The sequence below is a fragment of the Sphingobacteriales bacterium genome, assembly GCA_016719635.1.
Taxonomy (GTDB): domain Bacteria; phylum Bacteroidota; class Bacteroidia; order Chitinophagales; family JADIYW01; genus JADJSS01.
Genome location: JADJYT010000016.1, coordinates 57,091 through 76,105 on the forward strand (window position 1 = coordinate 57,091; position 19,015 = coordinate 76,105).

Consider the following 19,015-nt stretch of genomic DNA (forward strand, 5'->3'; position numbering starts at 1 on the left):
GATAAAAAGCTATGCGTAATTGGAAGAGAAAAACTAAACCGGCTGCATTTGCGTCTGTCCGGAATAGACGAGAATTTTCTGAATCGTCGATTGGCCCGGTTCGCCTCCTTCAGACTCGTCCAACCTGTATTTTGTTTCTTTCAAGTGCCTGAATTCTTCCTGCAAAGAAGAGTTATTCTGTAAAGCAACCGCAATTGCTCTCGCTTCTGCAGGAGTAGTTTCGTTGTAAAGATGTTTAATTAAAAGTTCGGGTGTAAATATTTGTTGCATAAAAAGTATTTATGGGTAAACGGAAGTTAAACCATATTATTTTATATGGCAACAAATTTTTATATGAAATTATTCGGCTGCTGATTTTAATCCCCGCCGGTGCCTTTAAAACAATCATCCTTGAACCGGAAAAGCACGTTGAACGTCGTTAAGCTGCCGTAGATTCTTGTTATATATTGCTGTAATTCAACCTTTTCTGAATCCGTCAGCTTGGATGCATTGATTTTCTGCTCCATCACCCTCAGGCGGTCGCGCGTCATGACAATTTTATGAAAAAATGCCTCCACGGGTATTTCCTTCGACTGTAAAGACTTGTCTTTAGGCTGCATCACCAGATTGCCGCCATCCCATTTTTCCGCCATTTTGCAGTCTTCAATCGGTTCTGTCAATGGTTGTATGATTTTTTGCAAAACGGACGTTATCTGCTCCAGAGACACCGCATCCTTATCTTTCTCTACCAGCTTTACGACTACCATTCCGTCAAAATTCTTGGAGATTTCTTTCTCTCCCTCCCCGGGGAAATAAATGTTATAAGAGTATTCATCCCTGTCGTCGATGATTACACCGTTTCCAAATTTGGGGTGTTCAATCCTTGTACCTATTGAAAATGCTGCCATACTGAATTTAAGTTTGAACGAAAATAAAAAAGCAAATCTACATTTCCCAATTTTTACGGATACTCATTCAGTTTGACCAGATACTAATTTCCCTTGTCTAGTATCTATGTATTTCCTAAATTTAGGTAATCATTAAAAGAATAAACATGAAAAAGATAGTATTAGCAGGAGTATTTACCCTTTTATTTTTTAACGGATACAATACGTTTGCACAATGGGGTGGTTTGGGCGACAGGATTGCAGATGGCCTAAGCAATAAAGCGCAGCAAAAAATACAGCAAGAGGTAGATAACGCGGCTGAGAAGGCATACAACAAAACCAAGGAGGGTGTAAAGAATGATGTAAAAAATTCATCCTCCAAGTCAAAAGGGAGCAACAATTCGGATAGCAATAACGGTAGTGATGGAAACGGTTCGACAGCAGGCAACAGCGGAAGCTCCTCCTCCGGAAACGGGAGTTTAAAGGCTTACGGAAAGTTTGATTTCGTACCCGGTGAAAAGGTAATCGCCGTGGAAGATTTCTCACAGGATGCCATCGGTGATTTTCCGGCTAAGTGGAATACAAATGGAACTGGAGAATTAGTATCAATAGATGGACAACAGGGCAAATGGTTGAAATTTGGACCTGAAAGTATTATTTATCCGGAGTTTGTAACCAACCTACCCGAAAACTTTACTGTGGAGTTTATGCTGGCATGTACACAACCATTCAGTTATTATTCCACTGCCTTTCATTTTTTCTTTGTTCCATTGGCAAGCCCTGTAAAAAACTACGTGAAATGGAAACAATATGGCGGAGATAAGGATAACGGCGTGTTAATTGCCTTACATCCGGAAGCAGCCGGTGGCGGCGCAAACGGACAGAAATTTTTAGTTACCTATGATGAGACGGGAGCGGAACTTCTAAGGAACCAAACGGACTTTGGCGATTTTACCCATGAAAGTAAAAATGTGGTGAAAGTGTCCGTCTGGCGGCAAAAGACACGGCTGAGGGTATATGTCAACGAAACGAAGATCTGGGATATCCCAAAAGCGTTCTCCGCAAGCGTTAAATATAATTTTCTTGGATTCCGTACAGATGGTTATCATGATCCGAACAACGCCTATTTTCTCAGCAATTTAAGGGTTGCCGTTGGTGCACCGGATACCCGTCATAAATTTTTAGAATTGGGAAAATATTCTACCACAGGCATCAAATTTGATGTGAACAGCGATAAAATCAAAGGAGAATCCTACGGAACCTTGAAAGATTTTGCCGCTGTAATGACAGAAAATCCGGAGGTTAAAGTAAAAATTGTGGGCCATACCGACAGCGATGGTGACGATGCCGGCAATATGACGCTATCCAAAAAACGGGCTGACGCGGTGAAAGCTGCCTTAAACAAAGAATTCGGAATTGACAACAGCCGAATGGAAACGGAAGGAAAGGGCGAAACTCAGCCTGCAGAACCAAATACCTCTGCCGAAGGAAAAGCCAATAACCGGAGGGTGGAATTTGTAAAATTATAATACTATCAGCAAATTTATTAACTATAAAATCATAACTATGAAGAATTTATTTTCAAAATCATTTATCGCTATAGCTATAGTGATTTCAATTTTTTCATGCTCTAAAGAAGGGCTTCAGGGCCCTGCCGGAAAAGACGGAAACGCCAATGTGATGTATTCGAATTGGATTACTTTTGCCGCTAATTTCACCGATATTGCCACGAATAAAACCATGGGGGTCGTAGTTCCTCAATACACAGATAATTTTGTAGATTCAGGAGGATTTTATTTAGCATTTGTAAGATGGCAGAATAATGTCCACTATCAATTGCCATTTTCACAGCGGTTTAATTCTACTTCATCTCCTATTGTAGAAATGGATGCTACCGGGATCTCATTTGGTGTTACCGGTGAGCTTCGATTTGCAGCCCACAGACAGGATTTTGGCAATTTACAAACAGAATTTACCACACTTATAACGACAAACACACTTCAGGTTCGCTATTTCCTGATAAGAGGCACTCAGAATTTAAGGCTCGGAAATGGCCTTTCTATCCAGGATTATTACAAATCAAAATCCTATGAAGAAATATGTGCCCTTACTGGCGCTCCATTGTAAAAATAAATTATTTTCACCAAACAATATCGAATCAAAATACAGCTTATGAAGACAATCCATCTCTTAACAATCCTGGCACTAACGCTGCTTTCCGCAGCCTGTAAAAAAACAACCACTTCCGGCAGCGTCAAACAGCAAATCAGTTTAAAGGCCGATGGCGTATTATTTTCTGTAACCACCGGTGATGCCGGCGTTACCCAATCCGATGCGCATATTCGCGATGGTAATAAATTTCAATTAGACGCCACTACCAGCACCAAAGATTTCTCCATCAACAATCAGAATGTTCCCTCCACAGGCTCTTACAATATGACTGGCGCAGGGAATGCTTTCAACTTTGTACAGTGGGAAGACGGCAGTGAATTATTCAGTTCTCTCGGAACGGCCAAATCTCACCTTACATTTAACATCTCCAACATTGCCGGAAGTTCAGCAGATTACATAAGATATGTGGAAGGCACTTTTTCCGGAGTGATTTATAACTCTTCCCAAACGGATTCTGTAAAAATCACTGATGGACAAATCAATATCATAGAATAAAACAGATTCAGAAAATTTCCTTTAAAATAAATAAACCGCTCTTTGCAGCGGTTCATTTATTTACTTCTCAAAACTGATTTCTTTAAATCCATATTTTTGAATACCGGCAGCTGTTTCAACAAGCAGCCTTCCGGCTTCATCTACGCCAATGATTTTTCCTTCAAAGATCACATCGTCTTTTTTGAAGCTGGCAAATACATTATACCGATACAGATTTTCTACATATTCCGTCTTCAGCCGTTCAAATTTCCGCTCTTTAAGCAGTAAAAAATATCCCTCTACCGCATTTAAGAGTTTATTCAAAACAGATTGTCTGTCCAGCTCCTGACCTGTTAAACATTTCAAACTGGTGACAGGCACTTCCATCGGAAAGGTATCCTGATTTACATTCAGCCCTATTCCAATTACAGAATATTTCAGATGCATTCCGGAAATGGTGTTTTCTATTAATATACCTGCTATCTTTTGGTGATTAACGTAAATGTCATTTGGCCATTTAATCTTTACCGTCGACAGTTGATTACTCACCGTTGACCAAATTCCCAGCGAAACGGCCATATTCAGGTAAAATTGTTCTGTTGCAAACAGAAACGAAGTGTGATAGATGAGGCTAAACGTTAAGTTTTTGTTAGGTTCGGACAGCCATACGTTGCCGGTTTGCCCCCTGCCCGCATATTGTTCATCTGCTAAAATGACAGTTCCGTCAATTGGACTGCTTTTTGCTATGTACTCCTTAGCGTAATTGTTCGTAGAATCTATTGAAGGAAGGTGTATAAGGAACTTTCCCGTGAAAAAAGTGTTATTTACTTTAATTTCCAAAATTTAGTAGATTTGAGTGAAATTATAAATAATAAAGCATTTGGAAAAAATTAAAGCAAAGAAAAGAACAAAAAACGCATCCACGGATAATCTGAATGAACTGATCGTATCAATCATTCAGGACAAGAAAGGAAAGGATATAGTAAGTTTGGATTTAAGAAAAATTCCGGAAGCAATTGCAGATTATTTTGTAATTTGTCATGGCGAATCTACCACACAAACACGCGCCATTACAGACCATCTCGAAGAAGAGGTTCGCAACCAAGCCAATATCAAGCCTTTTCATATTGAAGGACGTTCTAACGGTGAATGGTGCTTATTGGATTTTGGTGATGTAGTGGTTCATATCTTTCAACGGGAGAAACGCGAATTTTATCAGCTGGAAGACCTGTGGAGCGACGCCGTAATACAACATTATAAAGACTAACAACAACATACGCATTTTATACAACCTATTACTTACCAATTAACACAAATACATGGATTTTTTACCCGAAAACGAGGAGCCGAAGAAGAAAAAAGGAGGATTCAACAGCTATTGGCTGTTTGCCATATTGATTATTGGATTATTAGCCACACAGTTTCTGTCCTTAAACTTTCAGATCAAACAAACCACGGAAGATGATTTCTTCCGGAAGATGATTCCCTCGGGTGATGTTGCAAAAATCACCATCGTCAATAAGGAACAGGTGGAAATTTTCATCAAGGAAGATTCCCTTAAGGCAAAGAAACAATATGCTCCTCTGCGCCAAACAAAGATAGGAACACCGAACAAGGGTCCTCACTATTCATTTGATATTGTTTCAGTAGAAGTTTTCAAACAACAATTGGTTGACATACAAAAAGGGGTTCCAGACAATTTGATAATCCCTTATACTACTGAATATCGAAAAGGAATTTTTGATATCATCGGCTGGTTATTGCCCATCATTCTGCTGATAGCCGTATGGATGTTCCTGATGCGCCGGGCAACCGGCGGCATGGGCGGGGCAGGCGGCCAGATCTTTAATATCGGAAAATCGAAGGCGAATCTTTACGATAAGGACATGAAAGTCAATATCACATTTGACGATGTGGCAGGATTGGATGAAGCCAAGGAAGAAGTGAAAGAAGTCGTGGATTTTTTAAAGAATCCCAAGAAATATACTGCATTGGGTGCCAAGATTCCGAAAGGCGTATTGCTGGTCGGCCCTCCGGGAACCGGTAAGACCTTGTTAGCGAAAGCGATGGCAGGCGAGGCACAAGTGCCTTTCTTTTCCATATCAGGTTCTGACTTCGTGGAAATGTTTGTCGGTGTCGGTGCTTCCCGTGTAAGAGATTTATTTAAACAGGCCCGTGAAAAAGCACCTTGTATCATCTTCATTGACGAGATTGATGCCGTGGGTCGTGCGCGCGGCAAGAATATGATGCAAAGTAATGACGAACGCGAAAGCACACTCAACCAGCTTTTGGTAGAAATGGACGGGTTCAGCGGCGACAAAGGCATCATCATGCTGGCGGCCACCAACCGTCCGGATGTACTGGACTCTGCCTTGCTGCGTCCCGGACGATTTGACAGACAAATCTCGATTGACAAACCTGACCAGAAAGGACGGGAACAAATATTCAAAGTTCATTTAAAGAAACTGACCAAACTAGGTCCGGATGTCACCCCTGAGAAATTAGCATCCTTAACACCCGGATTTGCCGGTGCTGAGATTGCCAACGTATGTAATGAGGCAGCACTGGTGGCCGCCCGTAAGGAAAAAACACAGGTGGAAGTGGATGACTTCAATGAAGCGATTGACAGAAGCATCGGCGGTCTGGAGAAAAAGAATAAGATCATCTCTCCGCACGAAAAGGAAATCATTGCCTATCACGAAGCGGGACACGCCATCTGCGGCTGGTATCTGGAACATGCCCATCCGTTATTGAAGGTTACCATTATCCCTCGCGGGATTGCAGCGCTGGGCTATGCACAATACCTGCCGAAAGAGCAATATCTATACCGAACGGAACAGTTGCTGGATGAAATCTGCATGACATTGGGTGGCCGTGCGGCGGAAGAAATCGTATTTAACAAAATATCTACCGGCGCCCAAAATGACCTGCAGCGCATCACACAACTGGCTTATGCCATGGTGACCGTATACGGAATGAATGACAAAGTGGGTAACGTATCTTTTTACGACCCGCAAAATGAGAATATGTTTACCAAGCCTTATTCGGACGACACGGCAAAGGTGATTGACGAAGAAGTCAGAAAATTAATCGACACCGCGTATCAGCGCACGCTGGGTCTGTTGACAGAGAAACGCGAACAGCTGAACAAGATTGCAAAGGCGTTATTAGAAAAAGAAATCCTGTTTAAAGCAGACCTGGACGAACTGATTGGTAAACGCACCTTCGATGAAGAGACGGTTCCTGTTGCCGTGACCATAGATTAATCGATATCCAGTAAGATAACAACGGCTCCTGCTACTTAGCGGGAGTTTTTTATTGATTTAACTTTACATTCCTAAAAATATAGAGGCAGATTCTATATTTTAGCGTATGCCCATTACCAGAATATACCTCGTATCACTCATTGCCACCACCTGTCTTTTGTTCATTTTCTTACTATTAAACACAACGTTTGACGGCAGTATATGGGATGGTATGCAAATCAGCAAATCGGCATTAACAGTAGAATACTGTGAGCTCAACCGGACACAAGATCTTTTTCATCAGTCGATGAATACCTATTCCAATCTGGTTTATTTCTTTTTGGGTTGTATTGTCCTGCAGACAGCACTATTGGACAGAAAACACAAACAAGCGGATACTGCAAACCCGCTGCAACAATTTCCGATTCTATCTTCTCTTTTTGGGTGCTGTCTGGTTTATTTATGTTTTGGCAGCGCCTTCTTTCATGCATCGCTGACCTGGGTGGGCCAGCGGGTGGATATGAATGCCACCTACAGCCTATGCATTACCTTACTGGCAATCAGCCTGTACAGGTTATTCCACCGGCATTTTATATCCGAAAAACTTAAAGGGATTTATATTGCAGCAATCATTCTTATTATTGTGATTTTTGTGCAGGTTCATTTAATTATTCCAAGTATTATCCTGCTGCCCTTACTAATTATTTCTGTCATAACCACTACCATCATTAATGTCAGCAAGAACAAAAACGCTTATCCTCTTACTATGGCCTTGTTGAGTTTTTTGCTGATGGGGGGTGCAATCATATTACGAACGCTGGATGTACAAAAAATTGGATGTGACCCAACATCCATTTATCAGGGGCACTCGCTATGGCATATCTTCACCGGTATGAGCGGATTTTTATTGTATTGGTTTTACAGAAGCGAATTGAGCACCGTCATTCCGAATAAAATGAGGAATCTCGAAACGAATTAAAATGGCTGTAACATTTGCGGAATTTCTCTCCGCCGGCTGGCGGATCGAAATGACGTGTTCCTCTCGGTCTATTAACTACTTACAATCTCCTTTTTCTCTTATTTTCTGATAAAAATCTTCGTAAAGGGGTAAGATATTCCTGATGTCAAACTTTTGTGCCTGTGCAAAAGCATTCTTTTTAAACTGAGCCAACTTTGCATCATCTTTCAGCAGTTCCATCGATTTTAGCGCCATCCCTTCCACATCTCCTACGTTTAGCAAGAAGCCGGTCACTCCTTCAATATTTACTTCCGGGATGCCCCCGGCATTGGAAGATACTACGGGAACCTCACAGGCCATCGCTTCCAATGCTGCCAATCCGAAACTCTCGCTTTCAGAAGGCATCAGGAACACATCCGCTACCGCCAACAGTTCCTCCACCGCTTCCTGCTTACCCAAAAACCGGACATCCATAGAGGTGCACAGACTACGCGCTAAAATTTCTGTCGCCTGGCGTTCCGGACCATCTCCTATCATGAGCAGCTTGGAAGGAATCTGAGAAGATACTTTGCAAAAGACATGGATGACATCTTCCACCCGTTTTACCTTTCTGAAATTGGATGTATGTACCAATATTTTTTCCCCGTTGGGTGCAATCGCCTTTTTAAAATGGTCTTTGTTTGTTTTTTTAAATCTGGAAAAGTCTATAAAATTGGGTATCACCTCAATCTCATTTTTGATATCGAAATGGGCGAATGTATCTTTCCTTAAGCTCTCAGAAACCGCCGTCACACCACAGGACTGATTGATGGAATAGGTGACCACCGGTTCATACGTAGGATCTTTGCCAACGAGCGTGATATCCGTACCGTGCAAAGTGGTGATGACCGGAATATCCAATCCTTTCTGCAACAAGATCAGACGTGCCATATAGGCAGCAGAGGCATGCGGAATGGCATAATGCACATGAAAGATATCGAGTTTTGCATTGATGGCCACATCCACCAGCTTGCTTGCCAGCGCCGTCTCGTAAGGAGCATAATCGAACAGGGGATAATCGTTGAGACGCACCTCGTGGAAGAAAATATTTTCATTGAATGTATCCAGCAGACGGGCAGGCTCTTTGTAGGTGATGAAGTGGACATTGTGTCCCTTCTGTGCCAACCCTTTTCCTAACTCCGTGGCCACCACACCACTGCCCCCGAAAGTGGGATAACAGACAATACCAATATTCATAGCTATTCTTTTAACGCCTATAAAGGTAATAAGTTTCAGGCAACCCTCGAGGTCAATCCTGTCTTAATTGTTCCTGCATGGAAAGTCCGCACTGCAGGAAAGCGGCATAATTATTTTTGTCGGCAGAAAAACTGTAATCTACCGGCTGGTTGAGAAGCTGTTCTTTCGTATTGATCAGCACATACTGAGGCTGTGCGTTGGTTTTGAAATGCCTGGCCTGAAAGTCACTCCACTTTCCACCAACCGTTTTTATTTCTTTTTGTTTTCCGGTAGCATCCGAGGCAAACCATTCCGACTCTGGCAAAGGTTTTCTGTCATCGACATACAATGAAATTACGACATATTTTTTCATCAGGCTTTGTATGGATGCATCACTCCAGACATTTTCCTCTATCTTTCTGCAATTGACACATCCAAAACCGGTGAAATCGAGCAATATGGGCAGGTCATGTGTTTTTGCATAAGCGAGTCCTTCATTGTAATCGGTAAAATGCAACAACTCCTCCTTATTCTCTTTCTTAAAATTATACGATGACGGAGGAGCCAGGCCGCTTAATAATTTCAAAGGTTTATAAGAGTATCCAGTTAGCAGATAACCAACAAAAACAACTGAAGCAACGCCAACGGCAAGTCTTCCCTTGCCTAATTTCTCCTTGGGGTTATCATGCGGGAAACGGATGAGTCCAAATGAAAATAATGCCAACAGTGTAAAAATCAATATCCATGCCCCGAGGAATAATTCAATGCGGAAGAATCCCCAGTTTTGCGTTAAATCCACCACCGATAAAAATTTGAACGCCAATGCCAATTCCAGAAATCCCAGCACGACTTTTACAGTATTCAGCCACCCGCCCGACTTAGGCAATGAGTGCAGCCACTGCGGAAACAAAGCAAACAAGGTAAACGGCAGGGACAAAGCCAGTGAAAACCCAAACATACCCAACAATGGTTTCAGAGGGATATGATTTAACAAAGTGGGACCACCTCCGGTTGCTGCCTCCACCAACAGTGTTCCGATTATAGGGCCGGTACACGAAAACGAAACCAACGCCAGTGTAAATGCCATAAAAAAGATACCGATATTGCCCCCTTTGCTGGACAAAGCATCCGATTTATTAGCCCAGGAAGCGGGCAACGTAATTTCATAATATCCGAAAAAGGAGAAGGCGAAAATGACAAACACGATAAAGAAGAGCAGATTGAACCACATATTGGTAGACATGGCATTCAGTGCATCGGAGCCAAATACGCCGGTGATGATTATTCCCAGCAACAGATATATCACTATGATAGATATACCATAAATAAGTGCCTTACGTATGCCTTGTTTTCTGTCTTTTCCCCCTTTCGTGAAGAAACTGACGGTAAGCGGCACCATCGGGAAAACGCAGGGTGTCAGTAATGCCAGCAGTCCGCCCAAAAACCCGGCGACAAAAATCCACCAGTAACTTTTATCTTTGCTTTGCGCCTGCACACTACAGCTGTTTTCCGCATATTTCCAGTCAAACGTTGCCGCAACGGCTGAAGCCATTCCTTTGGTAACAGCAGTTGGCGTATCTGTCGGTTCGGTTTGTTCCGGAATATTTCTGGACGTATCCGCAGTGGCGGCAGAAACGGTTCCACTCAGAGGAATTGAAAATTTCTCCGGACCAAAAGGGATACAGCCTTCCTCGTCCTTACAGACCTGTCCGTCAAACTCCCCTTTGAGAGTGGCATTCGGACTTTTTATTTTTACCTTCTGAACAAAGGTAACCGTATTGGAAAAAGAAGAGACTGTCACACCGAACAGTTCATCGAACTGCTTTTTCAACTTTCCTATTTCTTTGGGTTTGCCGATTAATACGACAGCGGCATTTTTTTCAAATCTGAATTCAGTTGGCAACGGGCCGTTAGCTTCCGTAAATTGAGAATACACATGCCAGTCATCATCCAGCGAACAGATAATCTTGATATTAAACTCATCTCCGCTTATCTTTTCCACCTCACTTTTCCATGAAATATGCTGGTCAAATGCCGCTTTAGAAAAGAAAGCAGACAGGATAAAATAAAGAAAAAGGAAATACCTTATATTTTGTTGATTCATTTAGGCTATAGTTAAGTTCAATAATGACTCGAACAGTTTTCTGCCATCCGTATTACCCAGTACGTCTTCCGCCGAACGCTCCGGATGCGGCATCATGCCAAATACATTTCTGCCGGCATTACAGATACCGGCGATATTTTCTATGGAGCCATTTGGATTAGAAGTATCATTTATACTTCCCGAGACATCACAGTATTTAAACAAAATCTGATCGTTTTGTTTCAGGGAATGCAATGTTTTTTCATCTGCATAATATCTGCCCTCACCGTGTGCTATCGGGATGTTCAACGGTTCGCTTAAATCCAGGCTGCGGGTGATGGCGCTGTCCGTTGTCTGCGGCAGCAGATACTGGTTTTGACAGATAAACCGCTGATGGTCATTCATCAGCAAAGCACCCGGTAACAGATGACTTTCGCACAATACCTGAAATCCGTTGCATATACCCCAAACGTAACCGCCGCTACCTGCATGTTGGATCACTTTTTCCATAATGGGCGAAAAACGGGCAATAGCTCCACAACGCAGATAGTCTCCATAAGAAAACCCCCCGGGAATCATGATGCAGTCTTCGACAGTCAGATCCTGTAAAGAAGTGTCTTTATGCCATAAAATGCGGGTTTCGCACTGCATCACCTTACTGCACACATGAATTACATCCTGATCGCAGTTAGAGCCCGGAAAAACAACAACGCCAAATTTCATAATAAGAATTTTTTAGATTCGAGAAACGAGATTGGAGAAAGATTGACAGGATGTTAAAGCATCTCATATCTCTCCTCTCTAATCTCATACCTTAAGATTACGAAATTATTTAATAATCCTTACAATGTTTGTAACAAATATCACTAATACAAAGATAGCATTCAGGATTTCGCCCAATCGCTTTTTACGTATTCTTAACATGAGCAGTGTCAGAAAGATGCTTACCGGAAGTATCAGATAGCTGAACACCACCGAATTTTGCCGGTAGCTTGACAGTACCACCGCTAAAGCACCTAAGAAAAACAGAATAAGCATATTTACATTTTTCCTTCTTCTGATGCCTGCGGAGAACATTATACCCCGCAAACTGACAAACGAGAACAACAGATAGGATAAGATCATTCCGACCGCTATCGCGCTGCTCGTATCAAAATCAGGTATTAACAGATGAAAATCCAACAACTCTGACATCTTAAATTTTAACGGAATATCCGCCAAATAACTGATACTGACAACGACATAAGCGGGAAACAGTATACCAAAAAACAATAAGACAAAATGATGAAACCGAAAAGAACTTAAAATGTAAAATATCACCAGCAGAAAGGGCAGCATGAATATAAAATGCACATCCAGTAAGATAACAATTCCAGTCAGTACTCCCAGATTAAAAGATTCAAGCTTATTATTCTCTTTAGCCCCCACGATAAGCAGCATATGCAGAATGGCCAATAAAATAAAACCGATAATCGTAAAGACAGAGAATAGGTTGAATTGATGGAAAGCGGCTGTAATCATGCTGAAATACACGGCTGGCACAAGACTGCTGACTTCATGGTAATCTGCCTTGTTGAAAAGAGAATTAAACCATATTGCCTGCAAAAGAAGGCAGCATTGAGCAAGAATGAGATTGAGCAATGGATACCCTGGCAGAATGATGCCAATGCCACCCCACAGGGACTCCAACTCCGTAACAGCAGGGGAAATGCCTGATAAAAGAAAGGGAAGCCTGATAACAAGAAAAAACAGCAGAAAGGCTAAGGTAGTAGTAGGCTGCTGGGATTTAAAAAAAGATATCACATTTCAGGTTTAGGGAAGATTATTTATGACCATTAGCCTGTTAGTATTGAAACAGTACTAATTGTAAATTACGTTTCTGCTCACTGGGAACGATGATGGTCTGACCGTCCAGCTGTTTGGCTTTCAGCGGCACCAATACCAAATCTTGTTTCTCGCTGTTCATAACACTCAGCCGTTTGGTCAGCCCATTTGGATTAATGTTATATTCCACAAAATTCCCAATATTATAAAAATCCTCATTAAACAAGAATTTCAGTACATTATTCGATTCAAAGAATGCGAAGGAAGAATAATATCCTTCATCATTCTCTGACACCTGTACTTTTGGTAAAGAGGATTGCCAGTCCAATGTACCGTCCTTATTGATAGAATAAATACCAATGTCGTAATAATGGTTTTGTTCAATATATCTGGCGGAAGTGGTTGCAGGATAGGTATTATAGTATCCATAATTGGTCATAGGCATACGTTCCACCCTTGTAAACTTATACTCCCCCTCCGTTACTACAATGGCACCACCGTCACTGCGCGGGATGATCCTTCTCGGACGCACCAGAGATGCCTTATCCTGCCATGTCTTGAATTCATTGTTTTGTGACCGCTGTAATATCTCCTCGTCAAAAGGCATCTTGGAATTGAGTAATACCGTATTGGCTCCCAAGTCAATGGTCTGGTTGAGTAACCCAATATCCCTCTTGTCTTTGATGCTCTTATAACAGGCTGTCACATAGACCAACCCGCTTTGATTGGTAACTTCCGTAATAATATTTTTAAGTATCGCATCCTGACTCATCAGCATCTGCTCACTGATGGTATTGGTGGATGGATTATATGCGAAGATGGTATATTTATCAAAATTGTAATCCTGATTGTCATACCCTCCTTCATGACCTATCGCTGCAACGACACTACCCTGGTTGCTCACCTTAATAGATTTTAAAGACACATTACTGACATCTGTCAGCGTAAAGATATTTCTTTTCAGAATTCTCAGTGAATCGTCCATAACTGTAAACCGAACAAAAAATGAAGACTTTGTCTTCACTATATTAAATAGCAGTATCTTGGATTTGTCCGGTGACGCCTTTACATAAAAAGCTTTTGAATTTCCAACGTTTACCAAAGGGAGAGAATCCAAGAGAATGGTTTCGTTCGGTATTGTTAGCTTATTGTCCAGTACCTTTAACTTGAAGAATTGAAAATTTTCATTGTTCGTAGTATAAAAGGTCAGAACCTTATCTTTCAATAACAAGAAACCTTCCAGATTAATGCCCCTTCCCTTAAATGGCAATTCCTTTCTGTTGACAATACGCAGTTGATTATCGTATGCAACCAACTCACTTTCGTTGCTGCCAAAGAAATGAATAAGGATACCCAAATCATTCTTACCAATGATTTCATAATCGGAAAAACGGCTTGCCACTTTATCGGGACTTGATTTTACAATCGTTTGTGAAAACAGAGAAGAAGGGTTGGAAAGAAAAGAAATAAACAATAGCAGAACAACGAAACAGAACAAGTTCACTTTGACGAACATTCTGGAGGAAAGGTTCTTTGTACAGTTGCTATATGCCATATTAATTTTCATCCTTTTTTTCTCACGGATTCAACCATTATTTTTTCTGTCTGGGATCCAATGCATCTGTTAGTCCTTCACCAATCAAATTAAACAGCGTCACCGTCAGGAAGATGGCAACACCGGGAAAGATAGCCACCCACAACTGGGAAGCACTTCCACGTGCCAATGACAACAATTTACCCCAGGTGATGATTTCCGGGGGAACACCCAGCCCTAAGAAAGACAGGGAAGATTCTATCAAAATAGCTGCAGCAATACCAAATGCGACGGTAATCAATACCGGTGAAATGGCATTCGGTATGGCGTGTTTGAGTAATATCCTGGTCCTGCTGTATCCGAGCGCTTCGGATGCTTCAATATATTCTAAACTTCGCACTCTCAACAATTCCGCCCGTATGAAACGGGCAATCTCCGTCCAGGATGTAAGACCTATGATAACCATTACCAGCATAATTCCAGGTTTAGAAATAGCAATGACCGCTATTATTAAGAATAAACGCGGAATGGACACCAATATTTCAATCAGCCGCTGAACAATGATATCAACCGGTATCGCGGTCTTCTTTCTGAAAAACGGTATAATCTTTAATATAAAACCTGACGCATATCCAACGAAAAGCGCTCCTATGAAAATTCCAATACTGATGAGCAATTGTCCTAAGAAAGAAACGATTGATTTGCCAATTGCATCGCTTAATATATAGCTCCTGGAACCGAACGCATAAAACCATGCGAAATACAGAAAGATGAAACCCATCAGCATGGATGCTCTCGAAATCTTAATGCGGTTATCCCCGAAGAACCCGGCAAGAGACCCCAAAAGAATCCCGATCAATGAAGCGATAGACATGGAAACAATACCTACGGTAAAGGCGATTCTGGTACCATGTATCAAACCCGCTAATATATCACGGCCTATTCCTTCCGTTCCAAGCCAGTGCCGCCACCGGGTGGAAGCTACGCTCTGTTTGGCAAACGGAGAGACAAAGCCTGAATTGAAGAAATCCTGGGTAGTCGGAGAATACGGAACAATGGGCCGTATGGCAAAATCAAACTTTGTATCTGTCCAGTTGATGTTCAATAAATCCTTTGGCCATTTTGCAATGCCTAAATCAACGGCATACTCTTTGAAAATAGGGAAATAGGTATGGCCCTTATAGGTACACACTATCGGTTTTTCATTCGCCAGGAAGTCCGCGGTTATGGCTATCAATGCCATTACCGCTACAATATACGCTGAGATAACGGCCCGCTTGTTTTTCTTGAACTGCCGTTTGACGTATGACCAGTAATCCTGCCTTTGATCTGTGTTGTTGGAGTCGCCCATGTTATTTCTTATTATACGAGATTCTTGGATCTACCACTGCATACAATATGTCAGCCACCAGATATCCGACTAATGTAAGAATAGCTGAAAACATGACAACCGTATATACTATCGGATAATTTCTTGCCACCAGCGCTTCATAGGCCAGTTTTCCCATTCCGGGAATGGAAAAGATAATTTCTATTACAATCGAGCCGCTTATAGCCAGTGGAAATACGCTGGCAAACAGGGTAATGATGGGTAATAACGAATTTTTAAATCCATGCTTCCATAAGACTTCTTTCTCTTCCAATCCCTTGGCCCTTGCCGTACGGATATAATCCTGGCTTAATGTCGTAATCATGGCTCCCCGCATCTGCCGGTATAAGAATGCCAGGCCACCGTAGGTAAAACAAATCATAGGCAGTATCAGATGGTATACGCGGGTACCTGCCACTTCCGCCAGGCTCATACTGCTGTCGAGCTCTCCTACCCCGTATGCCGGGAACCATCCCAGGAAGTCTCCACCTCCGAAAAACAAGATCAACAGAGTGGCTACCCAGAAATTGGGCAACGAATATAACATAAACAAGAATGTAGAAATGGTCTGGTCTCTTTTGCTTCCTTTTCTCGCCGCTGAGAGAATGCCTAAGGGTATGGCTATGAGGTAGGTTAAAATAATGGATAAGATGCTCAGCATAACCGTCCAACGTACAGCATCCCATAACACGTTCTTTACAGGACGGCCATCCTGATAGGAAATACCAAAATCCCCTTTAAAGAATTTGGTAATCCAGTGGTGGTATTGATTGTCTCTGCCATACCAGTGAAGGGCCGGAATATATTTTTTATAGGGTGTGGCCTTTTTTACGACGCCATCCGTATATGATGATTCCAACGTACTAAATGAAGGCTGCAATGCCGCTAATGTGGGTGCCTTACTGATTTCTTTTTCAATATTCCGGAAAGCAGTTTGCAGTGCATTGCCATCATAGTTCAGGTAAGTCTTCTGAATATTGTCCTTTATAATAATTAATGCATCCCCATTGGCTGAATCTCTCGGCGTATCGCCCGTTTTCAATTCAAATGCCCGGATATTCTTGTAATACTGGTCAATCTCACTCCAGTTGCCGTATTTATCCACCAGCCTTTCTAAATTCTGACGATGAAACTTTTTAGGAATCTCATACATGTTGTTGGGGGTGGCAGCATTCGAAAGGGTGAAATAAAAGATGGGCAGATCCAATCCTAACTGTTTCCGTTTGTCAATGTACGCTCTCTCTGAAGCAATGGCATTAGCAGAACTTCCCATCTCACTGTTACTGTTAAGCATCTGTTCCACTGGGTCGCCGGGCACGCTGGTACTCAGCATAAAGGTGACTAAAGAAATAACCAGCAAGGTAGGGATGAAAATCAATATCCTTTTGACGATGTATTTGAACATATAGGTTCAAAAATACGATTTTAGCTGTAATTAAATAAAAAAAATCCTGCCGTTTGCGGCAGGATGCAATAGATTCAACTTTCTGATTGTCTTTTATTCCCTTCCTTCCACTTTATATCCTTCTTTCACCTTAAATCCGGCGAACCATACGCCCGGATAAACCGGACCGGCACCGGTATTCTCAAACCTTTTGTGAACGCAGTTTCTGAAATTTTGTACGTATAAGAAAATATACGGCACTTCATCGTGTTCAATCTGCTGCCATTGTTTGTACAATTCATTCCGTTTGGTGACATCCAGCTCTGCCCTTATTTGTTCCAGTAAAGCATCGGTTTTTGCATTGCCGAAATTCATATAATTGGACCCTCCGTTTGCAGAAGATGTATGGAAAATCTGTTTCTCATCATCCGGACGCGGTTCTTTCACCCAACCCTGATAAAACAACTGGCAATTATGTTTCTTTAATTCATCCAGGTATAAAGCCCAGTCTAAGGCCTTTATTTCCAATTTGATACCTGCCTGTTTGAATGAATTCTGAATCAACAAACCCACTGTTTCCCTCAGCGGATTTCCGCTGTTGTATGAATAGCTGATTTCAAATTTCGTTTTCTGGCCATCAATGACTTTATCCAGTACGCCGTCACCGTCGGAATCATTCCAGCCTGCCTCTGCCAGCAATGCCTTTGCCTTTTCCACATCATACGGATATGGAGTAATGCCGCTGTTGTATGCGTCCTTTTTCATGGGTAAGATAGAACCGATGGTGCGTATCCCCTTGCCATATAACACTTTCTCAATAATCTGATCTACATTCGTCAGGTAACACAATGCCTGTCTTACCTTCTGATCCGTCAGCACCTTATCTCTTCCATTCACACCTATCGCCTGATAAGCCAGCATCTGGGGCTCCGATTTCACAAAATTCTGTTTGAACTTCGGAGAATTATCCAATTCCACATATTCCTTTACCGGTGTGACATAAATGAAATCCAGCTTTTCATCAACGAGCGCCGTAAGTGCCGTATTAAAATCATTGATTGTTTCAAACACCAGTCTTTTCGGATAGGCCTCGAAGTATTCGTTTTCTTTTGCCAGTTTATCTCCCCACCAGTTTTTCTTCTTCTCTAAAATCAACCGTTGTCCCGTTTCAAATGAAACCAGCCTGTATGCTCCGGAACCCATAACAATCGTGGTATCTCTGTTTGATTTTTCTGAATTGAAGAAATCGGCAAATTCATTTATTTCCGGGTCACTGTTTGCTTTGCTGTTCCCGGAAATCAGTTCAGCAATGGTATATTTCCTGAGCACTTTTTTAGAATCGTAGATATATTCAGGTATGATTGGAATACCGCCTGTCCCGTCTTCCATCCCTATATGTTTGGAACAAACGAACGTAATCTTTCTGTTGTTATCCGGATACGTTTTTATATCTTTTATAAAATCTACTCCCGGTTTTACATTGTCAGTATTTGCTTTTGGACAAAATATGGTCTTAACGGTAAACAACACATCATCCGTGGTAACCGGCTGCCCGTTATCCCACACAGCTTCCTCCCGCAGTTCAAAGGTCAGCTCCGCCATGTCACCGTTCTGCACCAACTGTGGTCTGGCTTTAGCCAAAACAGGTACTAAATTCATCGTCTCATGATCATAATTCAATAATTGCTGAAAAATATTGGGAGAGATATAACTATTGGAAAAAGCATCCGATGTCGTCATAGGATTTAATCCTTTGGCGTCCGACAAACCGTGTATCACCACCTGGTCTTTATACACTTTGTTAGACCCTCCTTTGTTGCCTTTACAACCGGATAGTGCAATCAAAACAACCGTCGCTACCCAAATAAATTTTGACTTATTGAACATATTA

The 19,015-nt window shown here is 41.9% G+C and carries 17 protein-coding genes; 6 read left to right on the plus strand and 11 right to left on the minus strand.

Going from position 1 to position 19,015, the window contains the following annotated elements:
* Positions 1 to 33: 33 nt before the first annotated feature.
* Positions 34 to 270, minus strand: a complete 237-nt coding sequence (locus IPM95_15020) for a hypothetical protein (protein ID MBK9330568.1) — start codon at positions 268 to 270, stop codon at positions 34 to 36.
* A gap of 86 nt (positions 271 to 356) precedes the next feature.
* Complete coding sequence (locus tag IPM95_15025) at positions 357 to 887, minus strand: hypothetical protein (GenBank protein MBK9330569.1); 531 nt, start codon at positions 885 to 887, stop codon at positions 357 to 359.
* A 146-nt stretch (positions 888 to 1,033) separates the two neighbouring features.
* Between IPM95_15025 and IPM95_15030 the strand changes: the two genes are divergently transcribed.
* The 3 genes from IPM95_15030 to IPM95_15040 are packed head-to-tail and all read left to right on the plus strand — an operon-like array spanning position 1,034 to position 3,533.
* Complete coding sequence (locus tag IPM95_15030) at positions 1,034 to 2,395, plus strand: OmpA family protein (GenBank protein ID MBK9330570.1); 1,362 nt, start codon at positions 1,034 to 1,036, stop codon at positions 2,393 to 2,395.
* Positions 2,396 to 2,432: 37 nt separating this feature from the next.
* On the plus strand, positions 2,433 to 2,993 hold the full coding sequence (locus IPM95_15035) for a hypothetical protein (GenBank protein MBK9330571.1): 561 nt from the start codon (positions 2,433 to 2,435) through the stop codon (positions 2,991 to 2,993).
* A gap of 45 nt (positions 2,994 to 3,038) precedes the next feature.
* On the plus strand, positions 3,039 to 3,533 hold the full coding sequence (locus IPM95_15040; protein ID MBK9330572.1) for a hypothetical protein: 495 nt from the start codon (positions 3,039 to 3,041) through the stop codon (positions 3,531 to 3,533).
* Between the two features lie 60 nt (positions 3,534 to 3,593).
* Here the strand turns inward: IPM95_15040 and IPM95_15045 are convergent, their stop codons facing one another.
* Positions 3,594 to 4,352, minus strand: coding sequence for a biotin--[acetyl-CoA-carboxylase] ligase (locus IPM95_15045; GenBank protein ID MBK9330573.1), 759 nt, complete (start codon positions 4,350 to 4,352; stop codon positions 3,594 to 3,596).
* A 49-nt stretch (positions 4,353 to 4,401) separates the two neighbouring features.
* Here IPM95_15045 and rsfS point away from each other — a divergent pair, with 49 nt between their 5' ends.
* The 3 genes from rsfS (at position 4,402) to IPM95_15060 (ending at position 7,736) form a co-directional block, all read left to right on the plus strand.
* Positions 4,402 to 4,779, plus strand: coding sequence for a ribosome silencing factor (rsfS, locus tag IPM95_15050; GenBank protein MBK9330574.1), 378 nt, complete (start codon positions 4,402 to 4,404; stop codon positions 4,777 to 4,779).
* 52 nt (positions 4,780 to 4,831) lie between these two features.
* The gene (gene ftsH, locus IPM95_15055) at positions 4,832 to 6,778 is read left to right on the plus strand and encodes an ATP-dependent zinc metalloprotease FtsH (protein MBK9330575.1); all 1,947 of its coding nucleotides are present in this window, start codon (positions 4,832 to 4,834) and stop codon (positions 6,776 to 6,778) included.
* A gap of 106 nt (positions 6,779 to 6,884) precedes the next feature.
* Positions 6,885 to 7,736, plus strand: a complete 852-nt coding sequence (locus IPM95_15060; GenBank protein ID MBK9330576.1) for a ceramidase domain-containing protein — start codon at positions 6,885 to 6,887, stop codon at positions 7,734 to 7,736.
* Between the two features lie 75 nt (positions 7,737 to 7,811).
* Here IPM95_15060 and bshA read toward each other — a convergent pair whose 3' ends face one another.
* From bshA to IPM95_15100, 8 genes are all read right to left on the minus strand, one after another.
* A complete protein-coding gene (gene bshA, locus IPM95_15065) occupies positions 7,812 to 8,951 on the minus strand; it encodes an N-acetyl-alpha-D-glucosaminyl L-malate synthase BshA (protein MBK9330577.1) in 1,140 nt (379 codons plus the stop codon).
* A 52-nt stretch (positions 8,952 to 9,003) separates the two neighbouring features.
* Entirely contained in the window at positions 9,004 to 11,034 is a 2,031-nt protein-coding gene (locus IPM95_15070) for a thioredoxin family protein (GenBank protein ID MBK9330578.1), read from the minus strand.
* Complete coding sequence (gene purQ, locus IPM95_15075) at positions 11,035 to 11,736, minus strand: phosphoribosylformylglycinamidine synthase subunit PurQ (protein ID MBK9330579.1); 702 nt, start codon at positions 11,734 to 11,736, stop codon at positions 11,035 to 11,037.
* 105 nt (positions 11,737 to 11,841) lie between these two features.
* A complete protein-coding gene (locus IPM95_15080; GenBank protein MBK9330580.1) occupies positions 11,842 to 12,816 on the minus strand; it encodes a hypothetical protein in 975 nt (324 codons plus the stop codon).
* Positions 12,817 to 12,856: 40 nt separating this feature from the next.
* Entirely contained in the window at positions 12,857 to 14,392 is a 1,536-nt protein-coding gene (locus tag IPM95_15085) for a hypothetical protein (GenBank protein ID MBK9330581.1), read from the minus strand.
* A 37-nt stretch (positions 14,393 to 14,429) separates the two neighbouring features.
* On the minus strand, positions 14,430 to 15,722 hold the full coding sequence (locus tag IPM95_15090) for an ABC transporter permease subunit (GenBank protein ID MBK9330582.1): 1,293 nt from the start codon (positions 15,720 to 15,722) through the stop codon (positions 14,430 to 14,432).
* 1 nt (position 15,723) lies between these two features.
* A complete protein-coding gene (locus IPM95_15095; protein ID MBK9330583.1) occupies positions 15,724 to 17,145 on the minus strand; it encodes an ABC transporter permease in 1,422 nt (473 codons plus the stop codon).
* Positions 17,146 to 17,238: 93 nt separating this feature from the next.
* Entirely contained in the window at positions 17,239 to 19,011 is a 1,773-nt protein-coding gene (locus IPM95_15100) for a hypothetical protein (GenBank protein MBK9330584.1), read from the minus strand.
* Positions 19,012 to 19,015 lie beyond the last annotated feature (4 nt).